Origin of the sequence: Streptococcus pacificus (assembly GCF_016481305.1) — a bacterium.
GTDB classification, from domain to species: Bacteria; Bacillota; Bacilli; order Lactobacillales; family Streptococcaceae; genus Streptococcus; species Streptococcus pacificus.
In genome coordinates this window covers 1-17,717 of record NZ_JAENBO010000008.1, presented here as the reverse complement: position 1 = coordinate 17,717, position 17,717 = coordinate 1, and the positions used below count along the sequence as shown (strand labels likewise).

The following is a 17,717-nucleotide window of genomic DNA, read 5'->3' as shown; positions in this document are numbered from 1 at the left end:
TATGCAACACACTAAAAAAATACTGTCTATTGCTCTTCCGGCGATGATGGAAAACATATTACAAATGACGATGGGCTTTGTGGATAGTTATCTGATTGCTCAAATCGGCTTAATAGCTGTTTCTGGTGTCTCAGTAGCAAATAATATTATTAGTATTTACCAAGCCATTTTTATTGCTTTTGGCTCTAGCGCTGCTAGTCTTGTTGCCAGAAGTCTGGGGAAAAAGAATCGTGAGGAAAGTCAACGCTTGATTCGAGATACGGTCATGTTGACAGGTCTTTTAAGCCTGGTTTTGGCGCTGTTTTCTATTGTTGGCGGTAGGCGTGCTCTTTTGGCTTTAGGAACCTCTTTGAGTGTTAGTCAAGCGGGAGCCACTTATCTGTCTATTGTTGGTGGTGGGAGCCTCTTTTTAGGGTTGATGATTGTTTTTTCAAGTGTTCTAAGAGCTGACAATCGTCCCAAAGTGTCTCTTTATGTAACCTTATTTGTTAATTTTTTAAACGTCGTTTTTTCTGTTATTGCTATCTACGTTTTTCACCTAGGCATTATCGGTGTTGCTAGTGCAACAGTGTTGGCACGCATCATTGGCAGCTTAGTCTTATGGCAGCAATTGGGAGCATTAAAACAAGAGTTTCAGTTTAAATGGCATAAGAACAAATCCTTGTTGTCTCTTGCTTTACCAGCAACAGCTGAGCGCTTGATGATGAGATTGGGTGATGTGGTCATTATAGCGATTATTGTTCAATTAGGGACTAAGGCGGTGGCAGGCAATGCCATAGGAGAAACCCTAACCCAGTTCAATTATATGCCGGGAGCTGCCGTTGCTACTGCAACTATTATTCTAGTCGCCGATCATTTAGGTCAAAACAATCAAAAAGCGATCAATCGGATTGTAAAGGAGTCTTATCTCCTTTCGACAGCTGTGATGCTTTGTCTAAGCGTCTTAGTCTTTTTGTTTGGTCGCCACTTATCGCTGATGTTTACTAGTGATCAAGTCGCTATTTCAGCCAGTTTAATTGTAATTTTCTATTCATTAATTGGCAGTCCGGCAACTTCTGCAACCCTCATTATGACAGCAGTTTGGCAGGGGTTGGGACGCTCAAAAATCCCTTTTTACGCTACGAGTATTGGGATGTGGGTTATCCGCATTGGTTTTGCCTATCTCTTGAGCATTGTTTTAAAAATGGGTCTATCTGGTGTTTGGTTAGCAACCGTTTTAGACAATCTCTTTCGAGGCCTGTTTTTATGGATTGTTTACAAAAATAACTTTAATAAGAAACAAAGTGCTACATACTAACTAGAGTTCTTAACACAAAAAATACCCTCTTCTTTTAAAAGAAGAGGGTATTTAAGGATAGCAAGAAATTGAGACGACATTTATAGAAAGATTATCTAGTGATCACTTTCGTTTAAACAAATGCTATCAATAATTGGTTTATTGCCTACCAATAGCTAAATTGACAGCTTAGGCATTAGTCAGCTCTTTATTTAATTGTTTTATAATTTTGTAACGCTCAATAACGTTTGAATAAGTCAGTAGAGAAGTGGCAAAGAACAACATAACTCCGAGGAATAAAAATGTAAATATAGCTGTTACGATAAAAAGCAAGAGTAGAAATGCCGAGAGAACGATGAGGCACCACCACAGGATAACAACAATTTTAGAATTCTTGGTTCCCTGAGTTAAAAATTCCTTATACTCCAAAGAGGAGAAAAAATGCTCTCTTACTTCTATATTGTCATATAGTTTTATGACATATTGTTTTGAAAAGTACAATGCTATCAGACAAAAGATAAGGATGACGACAACATTTCCAATTATTTGAAAAGAAACAAAGTGCTTGTTTAACCAATTTATAATTGGTAGAGATATCAAGGTTGCTAATACATTGATTGAATATCCTCTTGATTTTTTAGGATTAGTTGGACTTGAAAAAATCTTTTTTAAGTCAGTATCGTAAAAAATATCATCTTGTTTAAATGTTCCTAAAGCAATTAATGTTTTTTTCATCGTTTTTACCTAAGAGCTAAATAGTGTTTTCTTTCTTTTAATTTAAGGGTGGGACGAAGTAAGTTTAGTACATACCAGAATACTAGACTGCTGATGAAGAACAAAGTCATCGAGAAAAACAAAAATAAGAAAACAGATAGTGCCCATAAAGCAATTAATGTCAAAAAGATATACTGATTAATCCTTACATCTTTTTTGGCCTCTGCCATTATTTTCTTTTTACGTGCTAACGAAACTGTTAAAGGTGTGGCTGATAATTTTTTAGCCCAAATTGTTAGTTGTTTTCTAGAGTACATGCTTATTAGAAATAAAAAGAATAACAATAATATCAAATTAAATTGAAAATGAGATATTGGAAGATAGAATTGATCAAGTTGTTTGATGAGACTACCACCAGCAATATAAACAATTAATAGATACTTATTTTCTGAAATAATATTTTGAGGCTCAGTCATTTCATAAAATTGGTCGTCTGTTAGATCTACATAAATAAAAGAATTTTTGTTTCTAACTAGGGGTAACTTTGTTTTGTCTAGTAACACTTTTTCCTCATTCTTTATTGCTTTGTTTTTCTTAATGTCAGTCAATTCTATTTAAATGAAAACATCGTTATTTAAGTATTATATCATTTCATTGAAGAGTTGTAAGCAAGATGGCAGATTGGCTTAATTTCCACTTCAACAGATTTTAAATAGATAGAATCAACTGGAAAAATAGAAGCGGATTTGTTTCTTATAATCTTGTTTAAAACAAAAAGAGCATTGGTGTTATCTTTCTACTATTATAATGAACAAAATAAGGAAGTATTAATTTTTAAAATAAGTTTTATTTTTGACGAGTCTCTTATTTACCAAAAGAAGATTCAATTTTTATTGCTAAACCCCTTGCAATCACATCGTTAATTTGTTATTATATTCTAGTGCTGTAAAAAAACAGCCTTAGCTTTGATGCAAGAGGTTGCGACACGCTTGGTTGCATTGCCACGCAACCACCTGTCGGTTTTCTTGTGGAGCTAGCCTATTATCTTAAATAGACGAGAGGAGAAAAGATGGCAAATAAAAAAATCCGTATCCGTTTGAAAGCGTACGAACACCGTACACTTGATACAGCGGCAGAAAAAATCGTAGAAACTGCGACACGCACAGGTGCAACAGTTGCTGGTCCTGTACCATTACCAACTGAACGTAGTCTCTATACAGTTATTCGTGCGACTCACAAATACAAAGATTCGCGTGAACAATTTGAAATGCGTACTCACAAACGTCTTATCGACATTGTGAACCCAACGCAAAAAACTGTTGATGCACTTATGAAGTTAGATCTTCCAAGTGGTGTTAACGTCGAAATCAAACTTTAATTTGATTTCAAAGGAGCATGAAAAGCGCTCGTAAAAAACTTTTCACTATAAAAAAAGAAAAGGAAATATTTTCTCATGACAAAAGGAATCTTAGGGAAAAAAGTGGGAATGACTCAAATCTTCACTGAATCTGGTGAATTTATCCCTGTTACTGTCATTGAAGCAACTCCAAACGTTGTTCTTCAAGTGAAAACTGTTGAAACTGATGGCTATGAAGCTGTTCAAGTTGGTTTTGATGACAAACGTGATGTATTGAGTAACAAACCTGCCAAAGGTCACGTAGCAAAAGCTAATACGACTCCTAAGCGCTTCATTCGTGAATTTAAAAACATTGAAGGCTTAGAAGTTGGTTCAGAAATTACTGTAGAAACATTCGCAGCTGGAGATGTTGTTGATGTTACTGGTACTACTAAGGGTAAAGGTTTCCAAGGTGTTATCAAACGTCACGGACAATCTAGAGGTCCAATGGCTCATGGTTCTCGTTACCATCGTCGCCCAGGTTCTATGGGACCTGTTGCTCCAAACCGCGTGTTCAAAAACAAACGTTTGGCTGGACGTATGGGTGGTAAACGTGTGACAATTCAAAACCTTGAAATTGTTCAAGTTATCCCAGAAAAGAACGCTATCCTTGTTAAAGGTAATGTACCAGGTGCTAAGAAATCTCTTATCACTATCAAATCAGCAGTTAAAGCTGCTAAATAATTAAAGAAAGGGGAAAACAGTTAAAATGGCAAAAGTAAAACTATTTGACCAAGCTGGTAAAGAAGTTAGCGAAGTTGTTCTTAATGACGCTGTCTTTGGTATTGAGCCAAATGAATCAGTTGTTTTTGATGTTGTTATTAGCCAACGTGCTAGTCTACGCCAAGGGACTCATGCAGTTAAAAATCGCTCAGCTGTCTCTGGTGGCGGTCGTAAACCATGGCGTCAAAAAGGAACTGGACGTGCCCGTCAAGGTTCTATCCGTTCACCACAATGGCGTGGTGGTGGTGTCGTCTTTGGACCAACACCTCGTTCTTATGGCTACAAACTTCCGCAAAAAGTTCGTCGTCTTGCTTTGAAATCAGTTTACTCAGCTAAAGTAGCTGAAGAAAAATTTGTAGCTGTAGATGCTCTTTCATTTGCAGCACCAAAAACAGCTGACTTCGCAAAAGTTCTTTCGGCGTTGAATGTCGATTCAAAAGTACTTGTTATTACTGAAGAGGAAAACAAATTTGCAGCACTTTCAGCTCGCAATATTCCAAACGTAAAAGTTGCAACAGCAACAACTGCAAGTGTTCTTGATATCGTGAATAGCGATAAACTTCTTGTAACTAAAGAAGCAATCTCTGCAATTGAGGAGGTTCTTGCATAATGAATTTGTACGATGTAATCAAAAAACCAGTTATTACTGAAAAATCTATGCTTGCTCTTGAACAAGGCAAGTACACATTTGAAGTCGACACACGTGCTCACAAACTTTTAATCAAACAAGCTGTTGAAGCTGTGTTTGAAGGCGTTAAAGTAGCTAGCATTAGCACTGTTAACGTTAAACCTAAAGCAAAACGTGTGGGTCGCTACACAGGCTTCACAAGCAAAACTAAAAAAGCAATCGTGACACTCACAGCTGACTCTAAAGCTATTGAGTTGTTTGCGGCAGAAGCAGAATAATCTAAGGAGGAATTAACGTGGGTATTAAAGTTTATAAACCAACGACAAATGGCCGTCGTAACATGACTTCTTTGGATTTTGCTGAAATTACAACAAACACTCCTGAGAAATCATTGCTTGTATCTTTAAAGAAAAAAGCAGGCCGTAACAACAAAGGTCGTATTACCGTTCGTCATCACGGTGGCGGACACAAACGTCACTACCGTTTAGTTGACTTCAAACGTAATAAAGACGGTGTTGAGGCAGTTGTTAAAACAATCGAATATGATCCAAATCGTTCAGCAAACATTGCGCTTGTACACTATGTAGATGGTGTGAAAGCCTATATCATTGCTCCAAAAGGACTTGAAGTTGGTCAACGTATTGTTTCTGGACCTGATGCAGATATCAAAGTAGGAAATGCTCTTCCGTTAGCTAACATTCCTGTTGGTACGGTTGTTCATAACATCGAGTTAAAACCTGGAAAAGGTGGTGCCTTAGTTCGTGCTGCTGGAGCTTCTGCTCAAGTATTAGGAACTGAAGGAAAATACACTTTGGTTCGTTTACAATCTGGTGAAGTTCGCATGATTCTTTCAACTTGCCGTGCAACAATCGGTGTTGTCGGAAACGAACAACAAGGACTTGTAAATCTTGGTAAAGCTGGCCGTAGCAGATGGAAAGGTATTCGTCCTACAGTTCGTGGTTCTGTTATGAACCCTAACGACCACCCACACGGTGGTGGTGAAGGTAAAGCACCAGTTGGTCGTAAATCACCATCTACACCATGGGGCAAACCTGCACTTGGTCTTAAAACTCGTAATAAGAAAGCTAAGTCAGATAAACTTATTATTCGTCGTCGTAACGAAAAATAATAAAGTCGCTTAATCCGCCAGCTCGGTAGTGTTTAATTTGACACAAGCCGTTGTGGTACACTATTTAAAGGAGAACAACAAAAATGGGACGCAGTCTTAAAAAAGGACCTTTCGTCGATGAGCATTTAATGAAAAAAGTAGAAGCTCAAGCTAATGACGAAAAGAAAAAAGTTATTAAAACTTGGTCACGTCGTTCAACGATTTTCCCAAGTTTCATTGGATACACAATTGCTGTCTATGATGGACGCAAGCATGTACCAGTATATATTCAAGAAGACATGGTAGGGCACAAACTTGGTGAATTCGCACCAACTCGTACTTACAAAGGTCACGCAGCAGACGACAAGAAAACACGTCGTAAATAATAGGAGGAGGACACAATGGCAGAAATTACTTCAGCTAAAGCAATGGCTCGAACAGTCCGTGTTTCACCTCGTAAAACACGACTTGTTCTTGATCTCATTCGTGGGAAAAGCGTTGCTGACGCAATCGCAATCTTGAAATTCACTCCAAACAAAGCTGCTACAGTGATTGAAAAAGTGTTAAACTCAGCAATCGCTAACGCAGAAAACAACTTTGGTTTGGAAAAAGCTAATTTGGTTGTCTCTGAGACATTTGCAAACGAAGGACCAACAATGAAACGTTTCCGTCCACGTGCAAAAGGATCAGCGTCACCAATCAACAAACGCACTACTCATATCACAGTAGTTGTGGCAGAAAAATAAGGAGGTAAAATCGTGGGTCAAAAAGTACATCCAATTGGTATGCGTGTCGGAATCATCCGTGACTGGGATGCGAAATGGTATGCTGAAAAAGAATACGCGGATTACCTTCATGAAGATCTTGCAATCCGTAAATTCATTCAAAAACAATTAGCTGATGCTTCAGTTTCTACAATTGAGATTGAACGTGCAGTTAACAAGGTTATTGTTTCACTACACACTGCTAAACCAGGTATGGTTATCGGTAAAGGTGGTTCAAACGTTGATGTTTTACGCGCAAAACTTAACAAATTGACAGGTAAACAAGTACATATCAACATTATTGAAATTAAATCACCTGATTTAGATGCTCATCTAGTCGGTGAAGGGATTGCACGTCAACTTGAGCAACGCGTCGCTTTCCGTCGTGCACAAAAACAAGCTATTCAACGTACTATGCGTGCTGGTGCCAAAGGAATTAAAACACAAGTATCAGGTCGTTTAAATGGTGCTGATATTGCTCGTAGTGAAGGATATTCAGAAGGGACAGTTCCACTTCATACTCTTCGTGCCGATATTGATTATGCTTGGGAAGAAGCAGATACAACTTATGGTAAATTAGGTGTTAAAGTCTGGATTTATCGTGGTGAAGTGCTTCCAGCTCGTAAAAACACTAAAGGAGGTAAATAACAAATGTTAGTACCTAAACGTGTTAAACACCGTCGTGAGTTCCGTGGGAAAATGCGTGGTGAAGCAAAAGGTGGTAAAACTGTAGCATTTGGAGAATATGGTCTTCAAGCAACAACAAGCCACTGGGTAACAAACCGTCAAATAGAAGCTGCTCGTATCGCTATGACGCGTTACATGAAACGTGGCGGTAAAGTTTGGATTAAAATTTTCCCTCATAAATCATACACCGCAAAAGCTATCGGTGTACGTATGGGATCTGGTAAAGGTGCTCCTGAAGGTTGGGTAGCTCCAGTAAAACGTGGCAAAGTGATGTTTGAATTAGGTGGGGTTTCTGAAGAAATCGCTCGTGAAGCACTTCGTCTTGCAAGCCACAAATTACCAGTTAAATGCAAATTCGTAAAACGTGAAGCAGAATAAGGAGAAGACATGAAACTTCAAGAAATTAAAGATTTTGTAAAAGAACTTCGTGGCTTATCTCAAGAAGAACTTGCTAAAAAAGAAAGCGAACTCAAAAAAGAATTATTTGATCTTCGTTTTCAAGCTGCAGCAGGTCAACTTGATCAAACTGCCCGTTTACACGAAGTGAAAAAGCAAATTGCACGTGTTAAAACAGTGCAATCTGAAATGAAATAATAGATTGGGAAAGGAGAAATTCTAATTATGGAACGTAATCAACGTAAAACCCTAGTTGGACGTGTCGTGTCTGACAAGATGGATAAAACAATCACAGTTGTAGTTGAAACAAAACGTAACCACCCAGTCTATGGTAAACGTATCAACTATTCTAAAAAGTACAAAGCACATGACGAAAACAACATCGCTAAGACTGGCGACAAAGTTCGTATCATGGAAACTCGTCGACTATCAGCTACAAAACGTTTTCGTCTTGTAGAAGTAGTTGAAGAAGCTATAATTATTTAATAAGCCTGAAAGGAGAAAATTAGAATGATTCAACAAGAATCTCGTTTGAAAGTTGCTGATAACAGTGGCGCACGTGAAATCTTGACCATTAAAGTTCTTGGTGGTTCAGGACGTAAGTTCGCAAGCATTGGTGACGTTATCGTTGCATCTGTAAAACAAGCTACTCCTGGTGGCGCTGTTAAAAAAGGTGATGTTGTCAAAGCAGTTATTGTGCGCACTAAATCAGGAGCTCGTCGTCCAGATGGTTCATACATTAAATTCGATGACAATGCTGCAGTTATTATCCGCGATGATAAAACACCTCGTGGAACACGTATCTTTGGCCCAGTTGCACGTGAATTACGTGAAGGTGGCTACATGAAGATCGTGTCACTTGCACCAGAAGTACTTTAATCAAAAACAAACTAGTCCCCTAGTTTTACTAGGGTGCCCATTAGGGCGTAAGAAATTTTAAGGAGAAAAACTCAATGTTTGTAAAAAAAGGCGACAAAGTTCGCGTTATTGCAGGTAAAGACAAGGGTGTTGAAGCTGTTGTTCTTACTGCCTTACCAAAAGTTAATAAAGTTATTGTCGAAGGCGTTGCAATGGTTAAAAAACATCAACGTCCAAATAACGACAACCCTCAAGGGGCTATTATCGAAAAAGAAGCACCAATCCATGTTTCTAATGTTCAAGTATTAGATAAAAATGGTGTGGCTGGACGAGTTGGCTACAAAGTTATTGACGGCAAAAAAGTTCGTTACAACAAAAAATCAGGCGAAGTGCTTGATTAATCACGAAGGAAAGGAGAAGTATAATGGCAAATCGCTTAAAAGAAAAATATCTTAAAGAAGTTATCCCAGCATTAACTGAAAAATTTAACTATTCATCAGTTATGGCTGTACCAAAAGTTGAGAAAATTGTTCTTAACATGGGTGTTGGAGATGCAGTTTCAAATGCTAAAAACTTAGAAAAAGCTGCAGCTGAATTAGCACTTATCTCAGGACAAAAACCACTTATCACTAAAGCTAAAAAATCAATCGCCGGCTTCCGTCTTCGTGAGGGTGTTGCTATCGGTGCTAAAGTAACTCTTCGTGGTGAACGCATGTATGAGTTTTTAGATAAATTAGTATCAGTATCACTACCTCGTGTCCGTGACTTCCACGGTGTTCCAACGAAATCATTTGATGGACGTGGGAACTACACACTTGGTGTTAAAGAACAATTGATTTTCCCAGAAATTAATTTTGATGATGTTGATAAAGTTCGTGGTTTAGATATTGTTATTGTAACAACAGCAAATACAGATGAAGAATCACGTGAATTGCTTAAAGGCTTAGGAATGCCTTTTGCGAAATAACATAGGAGGTAAATATTATGGCTAAAAAATCAATGATTGCTAAGAACAAACGCCCTGCTAAGTTCTCAACGCAAGCTTACACTCGTTGCGAAAGATGTGGTCGTCCACATTCGGTATACCGCAAATTTAAACTTTGCCGTGTTTGCTTCCGTGAGTTAGCATACAAAGGACAAATTCCAGGTGTTACTAAAGCATCTTGGTAATCTGAACTTAATTTAACATTAACTAGCAAGTGAGTATTCAAACTACTAGTAAGAGGAGAATAAAAAATGGTTATGACTGACCCTATTGCAGACTTTTTAACACGTATTCGTAATGCTAATCAAGCAAAACATAGTGTTCTTGAAGTGCCTGCATCAAACATTAAAAAAGGGATTGCTGAAATCCTAAAACGTGAAGGTTTTGTAAAAAACGTTGAATATATTGAAGATGACAAACAAGGCGTGATCCGTGTGTTCCTTAAATATGGACAAAATGGTGAACGTGTTATCACTAACTTAAAACGTATTTCAAAACCTGGTCTTCGTGTTTACACAAAACGTGAAGATGTTCCAAAAGTTCTTAATGGACTTGGAATTGCAATCATCTCTACTTCAGAAGGTCTTTTGACTGACAAAGAAGCACGCCAAAAAAATGTTGGTGGAGAAGTGCTTGCATACGTTTGGTAAGAATTAATCTTACTACCCCGTGAAAACTAGTCATCTTATGACTTGACAATCTAACAGGAGAAAATAAATATGTCACGTATTGGTAATAAAGTTATTACATTACCTGCTGGTGTTGAAATCACCAACAAAGATAATGTTGTAACTGTCAAAGGCCCAAAAGGCGAACTTACTCGTGAGTTCAACAAAAACATTGAAATTAAGATTGATGGCAGTGAAGTGTCACTTCATCGTCCAAATGACTCAAAAGAAATGAAAACTATCCATGGAACTACTCGCGCTAACCTAAATAATATGGTTGTCGGTGTTTCAGAAGGATTTAAAAAAGCTCTTGAGATGCGTGGTGTCGGTTATCGTGCTCAACTTCAAGGGAATAAATTAGTTCTTTCAGTTGGTAAATCTCACCAAGATGAGGTTGTTGCTCCAGAAGGTATTACATTTGAAGTTCCTTCAGCAACATCAATTCTTGTTAGTGGAATTAACAAAGAAGTTGTTGGACAAACTGCGGCTTACATCCGTAGCCTTCGTACACCAGAACCTTATAAAGGTAAAGGGATTCGTTACGTTGGAGAATTTGTTCGACTTAAAGAAGGTAAAACAGGTAAATAATGAGGTGTGGTATCTTTGTAAACATTGGTTTACAAAGGTCTTGCCACCTGATTATGATTACTGTTTTCTATCATAAAAAAATAAGAGGTGAAAATTGTGATTTCGAAACCAGATAAAAATAAAATCCGCCAAAAACGCCGTCGTCGCGTACGCGGTAAAGTTTCTGGAACTGCGGATCGCCCACGTTTGAACGTATTTCGTTCTAATACAGGCATCTACGCTCAATTGATTGATGACGTAGCGGGTGTCACGCTCGCAAGCGCTTCAACTCTTGATAAAGACGTTTCAAAAGGAACTAAAACTGAACAAGCCGTTGTTGTTGGTAAACTGATTGCTGAACGCGCAGTAGCTAAAGGTATTTCTGAAGTGGTGTTTGACCGCGGTGGATATCTCTATCACGGCCGTGTTAAAGCTTTAGCTGATGCAGCTCGTGAAAACGGATTGAAATTCTAATAGGGAGGACACTTAATAATGGCATTTAAAGATAATGCAGTAGAACTTGAAGAACGCGTTGTTGCAATTAACCGTGTTACAAAAGTTGTAAAAGGTGGACGTCGTCTTCGCTTTGCTGCTCTAGTAGTTGTCGGTGATCGTAATGGTCACGTAGGTTTTGGTACAGGGAAAGCCCAAGAAGTGCCTGAAGCTATTCGTAAAGCAGTAGAAGCTGCTAAGAAAAATATGATTGAAGTACCAATGGTTGGCACAACAATTCCACATGAGGTTCGCTCTAATTACAGTGGCGCTCGTGTATTGTTAAAACCAGCTATTGAAGGTGCCGGTGTGGCTGCAGGTGGTGCGGTTCGTGCCGTTGTCGAGTTGGCTGGAGTTGCTGACGTTACTTCTAAATCATTAGGTTCTAATACTCCTATCAACATTGTTCGTGCAACTGTTGAAGGATTAAAACAATTAAAACGCGCTGAAGAGGTTGCCGCGCTTCGTGGTCTTCCTGTATCAGAGTTAGGATAAGAAAGGAGATATCATGGCTCAAATTAAAATTACTTTGACTAAGTCTCCAATCGGACGCCTTCCAGCACAACGTAAAACAGTTGTTGCTCTTGGACTTAGCAAACTAAATAGTTCTGTTGTTAAAGAAGACACACCTGCTATTCGCGGTATGGTCAACGCAGTATCTCATTTAGTCACTGTAGAAGAAGCAAACTAAAAATAGTAACCAAGACACTTTGATTTTTCATAGTGTCTTGAACTGAATTAAAGTATAGGCGAGTTTTTGTAGAGAGAACCTTATTTCTACAAAGGCGTTAGCATTTTACAAAAAGGAGAAAAAATGAAAATTCATGAATTGAAACCTGCTGAAGGTTCTCGTAAAGTCCGTAACCGCGTTGGACGTGGTTCATCATCTGGTAATGGTAAAACATCTGGACGTGGTCAAAAAGGTCAAAAAGCTCGTAGTGGTGGTAAAGTGCGTTTAGGTTTTGAAGGTGGACAAACACCATTGTTCCGTCGTATGCCAAAACGTGGATTTACTAACATTAATTCAAAAGAGTATGCGTTAGTTAATCTTGACCAATTGAATGTTTTTGAAGATGGTACAGAAGTAACACCAGTGGTTCTAGTTGAATCAGGGCTTGTAAAAGCTGAAAAATCAGGAATTAAAATTCTTGGTAATGGCGAATTAACTAAAAAATTGACAGTTAAAGCCTCTAAGTTTTCTAAGAGTGCTGAAGCTGCGATTGTTGCTAAAGGTGGTTCTGTTGAAGTCATCTAATGAGAGGTAGCTCATTATGTTTTTTAAATTACTGAAAGATGCTTTAAAGATAAAAAATGTTAGGAAAAAAATTCTTTTTACTATCTTTATTATCTTTGTTTTCCGAGTTGGTACTCATATTACAGTACCAGGAATTAACGCTAAAAGCCTTGAACAGTTGAGCGATTTACCTTTCTTAAATATGCTTAATCTTGTGAGTGGTAATGCCATGAGAAACTTTTCTGTGTTTGCACTTGGAGTGAGTCCTTATATTACCGCTTCGATTGTGGTGCAGTTGCTTCAAATGGATATTTTACCTAAGTTTGTTGAATGGGGCAAACAAGGAGAGGTTGGAAGAAGAAAATTAAATCAAGCCACCCGTTATATTTCCTTGTTTCTTGCTTTCTTTCAATCCGTGGGAATCACTGCGGGCTTTAGTGCCCTGTCATCGGTTGCTTTAGTAGAAACACCTAACGCACAAACATATATTCTTATTGGATGCATATTAACGACAGGAAGCTTAATTGTTACTTGGTTGGGAGAACAAATCTCAGATAAAGGATTTGGTAATGGCGTTTCAATGATAATCTTTTCAGGGATTATCTCTGCCATCCCCGGGTCCATCTCAACTATCTACGAAGATTACTTTGTCAATATTCGTCCTAGCGAATTGACGAACTCTATAATATTTATCAGTATCTTTATCTTAGCTGTACTTGCAATTGTTTTCTTTACAACGTTTGTACAACAAGCAGAGTATAAGATTCCGATACAATATACCAAAAGAGCTCAAGGAGCACCAACTAGTTCATACCTGCCTTTAAAGGTTAATCCAGCAGGTGTGATTCCAGTCATTTTTGCGAGTTCTATCACAACTATTCCAGGAACCTTGGTCCAATTCCTACAAACAGGAAACCAAGATATTCCTTGGTTAAACACCCTTAGTCAAGCGCTAAACTTCCAAAACCCAGCTGGTATGGTTGTTTATGCGATCTTGATTGTGTTATTCTCGTTCTTTTATACTTTTGTTCAGGTCAATCCTGAAAAAACAGCGGAGAACTTACAAAAAGGGGCGTCTTATATACCAAGTGTTAGACCTGGACGTGAGACTCAAGATTACATGACTTCTTTACTCAAAAAATTGGCTACAGTAGGTTCGCTGTTCTTAGCGTTCGTTGCGTTAACACCAATTGCCGCTCAACAACTTTTAGGCCTTTCGTCAACTGTTGCTTTAGGAGGAACAAGTTTGTTAATCCTCATTTCAACAGGTATTGAAGGCATGAAACAACTTGAGGGCTATCTTTTGAAGAAGAAATATGTTGGTTTCATTAACATAACTGAATAAAATACAGGTTGACTTTGTCAACCTTCTATTTTATTTAATAGGTCACTAGTGAATGACAAAATAGATGGAGAAAACAATGAATCTTTTAATTATGGGACTTCCGGGTGCCGGAAAAGGGACACAAGCAGCTAAAATTGTTGAAGAGTTTGGTATTATTCATATTTCAACAGGAGATATGTTTAGATCAGCTATTGCTAACCAGACTAAAATGGGGATCTTGGCTAAATCGTATATGGACAAGGGAGAGTTAGTTCCTGATGAAGTAACTAATGGCATTGTCAAAGAACGACTAGCACAAGCTGATGTTTCTGAAAAAGGTTTTCTGCTTGACGGTTACCCAAGAACAATTGAACAAGCGAATGCTTTAGATGATATTTTGACAGACTTAAACATGGTGTTAGATGGAGTTATTAACATTGATGTTGATCCATCATTATTGTTAGAACGTTTAAGTGGTCGTATTATCCACAAAGAAACTGGAGAAACTTTCCATAAAGTGTTCAATCCTCCAGCAGCTGGATATGATGAAAACGATTATTACCAACGTGAAGATGACAAGCCAGAAACTGTTAAGCGTCGCTTAGACATTAATATTGAACAAGGGGCGCCAATTATTGAGCACTATCGCCAAAAAGATCTTGTCTATGATATTGCAGGAAACAATGAAATTGATCTTGTTTTCAAAGACATCGTAGAGGTTGTTTCATCTTTGTAACAAATGATTAAACATACTTGCATAAGACCTTAAGACGTGATATAATAGGCTAGTCTGACTTATAACTGTTACCTCTATTTCAGAGGGAATCAAATCGAAATTTAGGGGGTGCTTTTGCATGGCAAAAGAAGATGTGATTGAAATTGAAGGTAAAGTTGTTGAAACAATGCCTAATGCAATGTTCACTGTTGAATTGGAGAATGGGCATCAAATTCTAGCAACTGTATCAGGAAAAATCCGAAAGAATTATATTCGTATTTTAGTAGGTGATAGAGTTACTGTAGAGATGAGTCCGTATGATTTAACAAGAGGACGTATCACATACCGCTTTAAATAATCGAAATAATTGGAGGGATTAAAAATGAAGGTAAGACCATCGGTTAAACCAATTTGCGAATACTGTAAAGTTATTCGCCGTAATGGCCGTGTTATGGTAATTTGTCCTACAAATCCAAAACACAAACAACGTCAAGGATAAAAAAATAGAAAGGAGACAAAATGGCTCGTATAGCTGGAGTTGATATACCAAATGATAAACGTGTTGTCATTTCATTAACATACATTTATGGCATTGGTTTGCAAACCTCTAAAAAAGTTTTAGAAGCTGCAGGTGTTTCAGAAGATGTTCGTGTTAAAGATTTAACATCAGATCAAGAAGATGCTATCCGTCGTGAAGTGGATAAAATCAAAATTGAAGGTGACCTTCGTCGTGAAGTGAACTTGAACATCAAACGTTTGATGGAAATTGGATCATATCGTGGTATCCGCCATCGTCGTGGATTGCCTGTCCGTGGACAAAACACAAAAAATAATGCTCGTACTCGTAAAGGTAAAGCCGTTGCGATTGCTGGTAAGAAAAAATAAGAAATAAAATAGGAGGTAAAGAAATTGGCTAAACCAACACGTAAGCGTCGTGTGAAAAAGAATATCGAATCTGGTATCGCTCATATTCATGCAACGTTTAACAATACAATTGTTATGATTACTGATGTGCATGGTAATGCTCTTGCATGGTCATCAGCTGGTGCACTTGGTTTTAAAGGTTCTCGTAAATCAACACCATTTGCTGCACAAATGGCTGCAGAAGCAGCGGCAAAGTCAGCACAAGAACATGGCGTAAAAACAGTTGAAGTAACTGTTAAAGGCCCTGGTTCAGGTCGTGAATCTGCTATTCGTGCTCTTGCGGCTGCAGGACTAGAAGTGACAGCTATTCGTGACGTGACACCTGTACCACACAATGGTGCTCGCCCTCCAAAACGTCGTCGTGTATAATCGTAAAAAACAACTTAGTACACAACTTTTCGTTTAAAAGGGAGTAACGACATGATTGAGTTTGAAAAACCAAAAATAACAAAAATTGATGAAAATAAAGATTACGGCAGATTTGTAATCGAACCACTTGAACGTGGTTATGGAACAACTCTAGGTAATTCACTTCGTCGAGTTCTTTTATCTTCACTTCCAGGTGCAGCAGTAACATCAATTAAAATTGATGGAGTACTCCATGAATTTGATACTATTCCTGGTGTGCGTGAAGATGTGATGCAAATTATTCTTAATATTAAAGGACTTGCTGTAAAATCTCACGTTGAAGACGAAAAGACAATTGAACTTGATGTTCAAGGACCTATGGAAGTTACCGCAGGAGACATTTTAACAGATAGTGATATTGAAATTATTAATCCAGATCATTATTTATTTACTATTCTCGAAGGGGCGAGTTTTAGAGCGAGCCTAACCGTTGAAACTAACAGAGGTTACGTTGCTGCTGAAGAGAATAAAAAAGAAAATGCACCTGTTGGAACATTGGCAGTAGATTCAATCTATACGCCTGTTAAAAAAGTTAACTATCAAGTTGAACCTGCCCGTGTCGGTAGTAATGATGGCTTTGATAAATTAACGATTGAAATTATGACAAATGGGACAATTATACCTGAAGATGCTTTAGGCTTATCGGCTCGTGTTTTGATTGAACACTTAAACCTTTTCACTGACTTAACCGAAATTGCAAAAACAACTGAAGTCATGAAAGAAACAGAAAAAGCATCTAATGAAAAAGTATTCGATCGTACCATTGAAGAACTTGATTTATCTGTTCGTTCATATAACTGTTTAAAACGCGCTGGTATTAATACCGTCTATGATTTAACAGAAAAAACTGAACCAGAAATGATGAAAGTTAGAAATCTTGGTCGTAAGAGTTTGGAAGAAGTGAAATTAAAACTGTCTGAACTTGGTCTAGGATTAAAAAACGATAAATAAAACAGGAGGAAAAAATGGCTTACCGTAAACTAGGACGCACTAGCTCACAACGTAAAGCAATGCTTCGTGATTTGACGACAGATCTTCTCATCAATGAATCTATTGTGACAACAGAAGCACGTGCAAAAGAAATTCGTAAAACCGTTGAAAAAATGATTACTCTTGGTAAACGTGGTGATTTACACGCTCGTCGCCAGGCAGCTGCATTTGTTCGCAACGAAATTGCATCAGAAAACTTTGATGAATCAACTGAAAAGTATACATCTACTTCTGCTTTGCAAAAATTATTCAATGAAATTGCACCACGTTATGCAGAACGTAATGGAGGATACACTCGTATTCTTAAAACTGAACCACGCCGTGGGGATGCTGCACCAATGGCAATTATTGAATTAGTATAATTTTTATCAATTTTGTTGAGTGTTATGATGATGGAATAATAGTATTCTTAGTCTAGCTCTGGTCTACCGCCGATTTTTCGGCGGTAACACTCATCATATTGTAAAAAAAGCTATACTCTTACATAGCGCTTACGCTTGTTTACGTCATTTTTTTATCAATATATAAAAGAATGTCGTAAGCAGGCGTCTTATTAAACTTAAATAATTGTTTTAGTGTTAATAATCGTTTGTTTATAGTATAATGTTAAGTGTCACCTTTTATAATGTCAATCATCGTAAAAGTGCACTGTTTTTGACGACTCAGCTATTACTGTTGGTCGGGTAGAAATAAAACTATAATTTTTAAGAAAAAGTTATTGACAAATTAAAGTTGAGGTGCTAGAATATAATAGTTGTCTCGAAAGAGGCTTGACCTTTGAAAACTGAACAAGACAAGAAACCAAACGTGCAGGGTTATGAAAGTAACCTGTCAAAAAGTAAAAAAGCAATAAATCTGTC

General features: G+C 37.7%; 32 protein-coding genes. 30 read left to right on the top strand and 2 right to left on the bottom strand.

All coding sequences use genetic code 11. From position 1 onward, the window contains the following. The first annotated feature begins 1 nt into the window (after position 1). On the top strand, positions 2-1,297 hold the full coding sequence (locus JHK62_RS07600; RefSeq protein WP_199576157.1) for an MATE family efflux transporter: 1,296 nt from the start codon (positions 2-4) through the stop codon (positions 1,295-1,297). Positions 1,298-1,465: 168 nt separating this feature from the next. Here the strand turns inward: JHK62_RS07600 and JHK62_RS07595 are convergent, their stop codons facing one another. Both JHK62_RS07595 and JHK62_RS07590 read right to left on the bottom strand, forming a co-directional pair. Next, a complete protein-coding gene (locus JHK62_RS07595) occupies positions 1,466-2,011 on the bottom strand; it encodes a hypothetical protein (RefSeq protein ID WP_199576156.1) in 546 nt (181 codons plus the stop codon). A 5-nt stretch (positions 2,012-2,016) separates the two neighbouring features. Then, entirely contained in the window at positions 2,017-2,553 is a 537-nt protein-coding gene (locus JHK62_RS07590) for a hypothetical protein (protein ID WP_199576155.1), read from the bottom strand. Between the two features lie 506 nt (positions 2,554-3,059). On the opposite strand from JHK62_RS07590, the gene rpsJ reads away from it, so the two are divergent. From rpsJ to rplQ, 29 genes are all read left to right on the top strand, one after another. Continuing rightward, positions 3,060-3,368, top strand: a complete 309-nt coding sequence (gene rpsJ, locus JHK62_RS07585) for a 30S ribosomal protein S10 (RefSeq protein WP_018369818.1) — start codon at positions 3,060-3,062, stop codon at positions 3,366-3,368. A gap of 75 nt (positions 3,369-3,443) precedes the next feature. Next, positions 3,444-4,070, top strand: a complete 627-nt coding sequence (gene rplC / locus JHK62_RS07580; protein WP_199576154.1) for a 50S ribosomal protein L3 — start codon at positions 3,444-3,446, stop codon at positions 4,068-4,070. Positions 4,071-4,095: 25 nt separating this feature from the next. After that, on the top strand, positions 4,096-4,719 hold the full coding sequence (gene rplD / locus JHK62_RS07575) for a 50S ribosomal protein L4 (RefSeq protein WP_199576153.1): 624 nt from the start codon (positions 4,096-4,098) through the stop codon (positions 4,717-4,719). Further along, positions 4,719-5,015, top strand: coding sequence for a 50S ribosomal protein L23 (locus JHK62_RS07570; protein ID WP_199568268.1), 297 nt, complete (start codon positions 4,719-4,721; stop codon positions 5,013-5,015). The genes rplD and JHK62_RS07570 overlap by 1 nt, the downstream gene beginning before the upstream one ends. A 17-nt stretch (positions 5,016-5,032) precedes the next feature. Further along, positions 5,033-5,866: a 50S ribosomal protein L2 gene (gene rplB, locus JHK62_RS07565; protein WP_199576152.1), complete on the top strand. Its 834-nt coding sequence runs from the start codon at positions 5,033-5,035 to the stop codon at positions 5,864-5,866. Positions 5,867-5,949: 83 nt separating this feature from the next. Continuing rightward, positions 5,950-6,231 carry a 30S ribosomal protein S19 gene (rpsS, locus tag JHK62_RS07560; RefSeq protein ID WP_000533766.1) on the top strand — a complete coding sequence of 94 codons (282 nt, stop codon included), beginning with the start codon at positions 5,950-5,952 and terminating at the stop codon, positions 6,229-6,231. A 15-nt stretch (positions 6,232-6,246) separates the two neighbouring features. Further along, complete coding sequence (rplV, locus tag JHK62_RS07555) at positions 6,247-6,591, top strand: 50S ribosomal protein L22 (RefSeq protein WP_199568270.1); 345 nt, start codon at positions 6,247-6,249, stop codon at positions 6,589-6,591. A gap of 12 nt (positions 6,592-6,603) precedes the next feature. Next, positions 6,604-7,257, top strand: coding sequence for a 30S ribosomal protein S3 (rpsC, locus tag JHK62_RS07550; RefSeq protein ID WP_199576151.1), 654 nt, complete (start codon positions 6,604-6,606; stop codon positions 7,255-7,257). Positions 7,258-7,260: 3 nt separating this feature from the next. Then, on the top strand, positions 7,261-7,674 hold the full coding sequence (gene rplP, locus JHK62_RS07545) for a 50S ribosomal protein L16 (protein WP_199568272.1): 414 nt from the start codon (positions 7,261-7,263) through the stop codon (positions 7,672-7,674). A gap of 9 nt (positions 7,675-7,683) precedes the next feature. Next, complete coding sequence (gene rpmC / locus JHK62_RS07540) at positions 7,684-7,890, top strand: 50S ribosomal protein L29 (protein ID WP_199568273.1); 207 nt, start codon at positions 7,684-7,686, stop codon at positions 7,888-7,890. Between the two features lie 27 nt (positions 7,891-7,917). Beyond that, a complete protein-coding gene (gene rpsQ, locus JHK62_RS07535) occupies positions 7,918-8,178 on the top strand; it encodes a 30S ribosomal protein S17 (protein ID WP_018369827.1) in 261 nt (86 codons plus the stop codon). 24 nt (positions 8,179-8,202) lie between these two features. Next, entirely contained in the window at positions 8,203-8,571 is a 369-nt protein-coding gene (gene rplN, locus JHK62_RS07530; RefSeq protein WP_199568274.1) for a 50S ribosomal protein L14, read from the top strand. Positions 8,572-8,645: 74 nt separating this feature from the next. Next, entirely contained in the window at positions 8,646-8,951 is a 306-nt protein-coding gene (gene rplX / locus JHK62_RS07525) for a 50S ribosomal protein L24 (protein WP_199576150.1), read from the top strand. Between the two features lie 23 nt (positions 8,952-8,974). Then, the gene (gene rplE / locus JHK62_RS07520) at positions 8,975-9,517 is read left to right on the top strand and encodes a 50S ribosomal protein L5 (protein WP_018369830.1); all 543 of its coding nucleotides are present in this window, start codon (positions 8,975-8,977) and stop codon (positions 9,515-9,517) included. A gap of 17 nt (positions 9,518-9,534) precedes the next feature. Further along, complete coding sequence (locus JHK62_RS07515; protein ID WP_001085699.1) at positions 9,535-9,720, top strand: type Z 30S ribosomal protein S14; 186 nt, start codon at positions 9,535-9,537, stop codon at positions 9,718-9,720. 66 nt (positions 9,721-9,786) lie between these two features. Beyond that, positions 9,787-10,185, top strand: coding sequence for a 30S ribosomal protein S8 (rpsH, locus tag JHK62_RS07510; RefSeq protein ID WP_199576149.1), 399 nt, complete (start codon positions 9,787-9,789; stop codon positions 10,183-10,185). Between the two features lie 69 nt (positions 10,186-10,254). Further along, entirely contained in the window at positions 10,255-10,791 is a 537-nt protein-coding gene (gene rplF, locus JHK62_RS07505; protein ID WP_199576148.1) for a 50S ribosomal protein L6, read from the top strand. A gap of 96 nt (positions 10,792-10,887) precedes the next feature. Further along, positions 10,888-11,244: a 50S ribosomal protein L18 gene (gene rplR, locus JHK62_RS07500; RefSeq protein ID WP_199576147.1), complete on the top strand. Its 357-nt coding sequence runs from the start codon at positions 10,888-10,890 to the stop codon at positions 11,242-11,244. An 18-nt stretch (positions 11,245-11,262) separates the two neighbouring features. Beyond that, positions 11,263-11,757, top strand: a complete 495-nt coding sequence (rpsE, locus tag JHK62_RS07495) for a 30S ribosomal protein S5 (RefSeq protein ID WP_199576146.1) — start codon at positions 11,263-11,265, stop codon at positions 11,755-11,757. A gap of 13 nt (positions 11,758-11,770) precedes the next feature. Next, the gene (gene rpmD / locus JHK62_RS07490) at positions 11,771-11,953 is read left to right on the top strand and encodes a 50S ribosomal protein L30 (protein WP_199576145.1); all 183 of its coding nucleotides are present in this window, start codon (positions 11,771-11,773) and stop codon (positions 11,951-11,953) included. A 123-nt stretch (positions 11,954-12,076) separates the two neighbouring features. Then, positions 12,077-12,517 carry a 50S ribosomal protein L15 gene (gene rplO / locus JHK62_RS07485; RefSeq protein WP_199576144.1) on the top strand — a complete coding sequence of 147 codons (441 nt, stop codon included), beginning with the start codon at positions 12,077-12,079 and terminating at the stop codon, positions 12,515-12,517. A gap of 16 nt (positions 12,518-12,533) precedes the next feature. Continuing rightward, complete coding sequence (secY, locus tag JHK62_RS07480) at positions 12,534-13,841, top strand: preprotein translocase subunit SecY (RefSeq protein WP_199576143.1); 1,308 nt, start codon at positions 12,534-12,536, stop codon at positions 13,839-13,841. A 76-nt stretch (positions 13,842-13,917) separates the two neighbouring features. Next, positions 13,918-14,556, top strand: coding sequence for an adenylate kinase (locus JHK62_RS07475; protein WP_199576142.1), 639 nt, complete (start codon positions 13,918-13,920; stop codon positions 14,554-14,556). Between the two features lie 118 nt (positions 14,557-14,674). Continuing rightward, positions 14,675-14,893 (top strand): translation initiation factor IF-1, encoded by a 219-nt coding sequence (gene infA / locus JHK62_RS07470; protein ID WP_001040189.1) that lies wholly within the window; start codon positions 14,675-14,677, stop codon positions 14,891-14,893. Positions 14,894-14,917: 24 nt separating this feature from the next. Further along, the gene (rpmJ, locus tag JHK62_RS07465; protein ID WP_000868345.1) at positions 14,918-15,034 is read left to right on the top strand and encodes a 50S ribosomal protein L36; all 117 of its coding nucleotides are present in this window, start codon (positions 14,918-14,920) and stop codon (positions 15,032-15,034) included. A gap of 20 nt (positions 15,035-15,054) precedes the next feature. Beyond that, positions 15,055-15,420 carry a 30S ribosomal protein S13 gene (gene rpsM, locus JHK62_RS07460; protein ID WP_199568283.1) on the top strand — a complete coding sequence of 122 codons (366 nt, stop codon included), beginning with the start codon at positions 15,055-15,057 and terminating at the stop codon, positions 15,418-15,420. A 24-nt stretch (positions 15,421-15,444) separates the two neighbouring features. Next, the gene (gene rpsK, locus JHK62_RS07455; protein ID WP_199568284.1) at positions 15,445-15,828 is read left to right on the top strand and encodes a 30S ribosomal protein S11; all 384 of its coding nucleotides are present in this window, start codon (positions 15,445-15,447) and stop codon (positions 15,826-15,828) included. Between the two features lie 51 nt (positions 15,829-15,879). Further along, complete coding sequence (locus JHK62_RS07450) at positions 15,880-16,818, top strand: DNA-directed RNA polymerase subunit alpha (RefSeq protein ID WP_199576141.1); 939 nt, start codon at positions 15,880-15,882, stop codon at positions 16,816-16,818. A 14-nt stretch (positions 16,819-16,832) separates the two neighbouring features. Further along, on the top strand, positions 16,833-17,219 hold the full coding sequence (gene rplQ, locus JHK62_RS07445) for a 50S ribosomal protein L17 (RefSeq protein ID WP_199576140.1): 387 nt from the start codon (positions 16,833-16,835) through the stop codon (positions 17,217-17,219). The last annotated feature ends 498 nt before the right edge of the window (positions 17,220-17,717 follow it).

Excerpts from the sequence above, each read along its gene's own strand:
- JHK62_RS07600 (WP_199576157.1), top strand. The coding sequence starts at position 2 with ATGCAACACACTAAAAAAATACTGTCTATTGCTCTTCCGGCGATGATG.
- JHK62_RS07595 (WP_199576156.1), bottom strand. The coding sequence starts at position 2,011 with ATGAAAAAAACATTAATTGCTTTAGGAACATTTAAACAAGATGATATT.
- rpsJ (WP_018369818.1), top strand. The coding sequence starts at position 3,060 with ATGGCAAATAAAAAAATCCGTATCCGTTTGAAAGCGTACGAACACCGT.
- rplC (WP_199576154.1), top strand. The coding sequence starts at position 3,444 with ATGACAAAAGGAATCTTAGGGAAAAAAGTGGGAATGACTCAAATCTTC.
- rplD (WP_199576153.1), top strand. The coding sequence starts at position 4,096 with ATGGCAAAAGTAAAACTATTTGACCAAGCTGGTAAAGAAGTTAGCGAA.
- JHK62_RS07570 (WP_199568268.1), top strand. The coding sequence starts at position 4,719 with ATGAATTTGTACGATGTAATCAAAAAACCAGTTATTACTGAAAAATCT.
- rpsS (WP_000533766.1), top strand. The coding sequence starts at position 5,950 with ATGGGACGCAGTCTTAAAAAAGGACCTTTCGTCGATGAGCATTTAATG.
- rplV (WP_199568270.1), top strand. The coding sequence starts at position 6,247 with ATGGCAGAAATTACTTCAGCTAAAGCAATGGCTCGAACAGTCCGTGTT.
- rplP (WP_199568272.1), top strand. The coding sequence starts at position 7,261 with ATGTTAGTACCTAAACGTGTTAAACACCGTCGTGAGTTCCGTGGGAAA.
- rpmC (WP_199568273.1), top strand. The coding sequence starts at position 7,684 with ATGAAACTTCAAGAAATTAAAGATTTTGTAAAAGAACTTCGTGGCTTA.
- rpsQ (WP_018369827.1), top strand. The coding sequence starts at position 7,918 with ATGGAACGTAATCAACGTAAAACCCTAGTTGGACGTGTCGTGTCTGAC.
- rplN (WP_199568274.1), top strand. The coding sequence starts at position 8,203 with ATGATTCAACAAGAATCTCGTTTGAAAGTTGCTGATAACAGTGGCGCA.
- rplX (WP_199576150.1), top strand. The coding sequence starts at position 8,646 with ATGTTTGTAAAAAAAGGCGACAAAGTTCGCGTTATTGCAGGTAAAGAC.
- rplE (WP_018369830.1), top strand. The coding sequence starts at position 8,975 with ATGGCAAATCGCTTAAAAGAAAAATATCTTAAAGAAGTTATCCCAGCA.
- JHK62_RS07515 (WP_001085699.1), top strand. The coding sequence starts at position 9,535 with ATGGCTAAAAAATCAATGATTGCTAAGAACAAACGCCCTGCTAAGTTC.
- rpsH (WP_199576149.1), top strand. The coding sequence starts at position 9,787 with ATGGTTATGACTGACCCTATTGCAGACTTTTTAACACGTATTCGTAAT.
- rplF (WP_199576148.1), top strand. The coding sequence starts at position 10,255 with ATGTCACGTATTGGTAATAAAGTTATTACATTACCTGCTGGTGTTGAA.
- rpsE (WP_199576146.1), top strand. The coding sequence starts at position 11,263 with ATGGCATTTAAAGATAATGCAGTAGAACTTGAAGAACGCGTTGTTGCA.
- rpmD (WP_199576145.1), top strand. The coding sequence starts at position 11,771 with ATGGCTCAAATTAAAATTACTTTGACTAAGTCTCCAATCGGACGCCTT.
- rplO (WP_199576144.1), top strand. The coding sequence starts at position 12,077 with ATGAAAATTCATGAATTGAAACCTGCTGAAGGTTCTCGTAAAGTCCGT.
- secY (WP_199576143.1), top strand. The coding sequence starts at position 12,534 with ATGTTTTTTAAATTACTGAAAGATGCTTTAAAGATAAAAAATGTTAGG.
- JHK62_RS07475 (WP_199576142.1), top strand. The coding sequence starts at position 13,918 with ATGAATCTTTTAATTATGGGACTTCCGGGTGCCGGAAAAGGGACACAA.
- infA (WP_001040189.1), top strand. The coding sequence starts at position 14,675 with ATGGCAAAAGAAGATGTGATTGAAATTGAAGGTAAAGTTGTTGAAACA.
- rpmJ (WP_000868345.1), top strand. The coding sequence starts at position 14,918 with ATGAAGGTAAGACCATCGGTTAAACCAATTTGCGAATACTGTAAAGTT.
- rpsM (WP_199568283.1), top strand. The coding sequence starts at position 15,055 with ATGGCTCGTATAGCTGGAGTTGATATACCAAATGATAAACGTGTTGTC.
- JHK62_RS07450 (WP_199576141.1), top strand. The coding sequence starts at position 15,880 with ATGATTGAGTTTGAAAAACCAAAAATAACAAAAATTGATGAAAATAAA.
- rplQ (WP_199576140.1), top strand. The coding sequence starts at position 16,833 with ATGGCTTACCGTAAACTAGGACGCACTAGCTCACAACGTAAAGCAATG.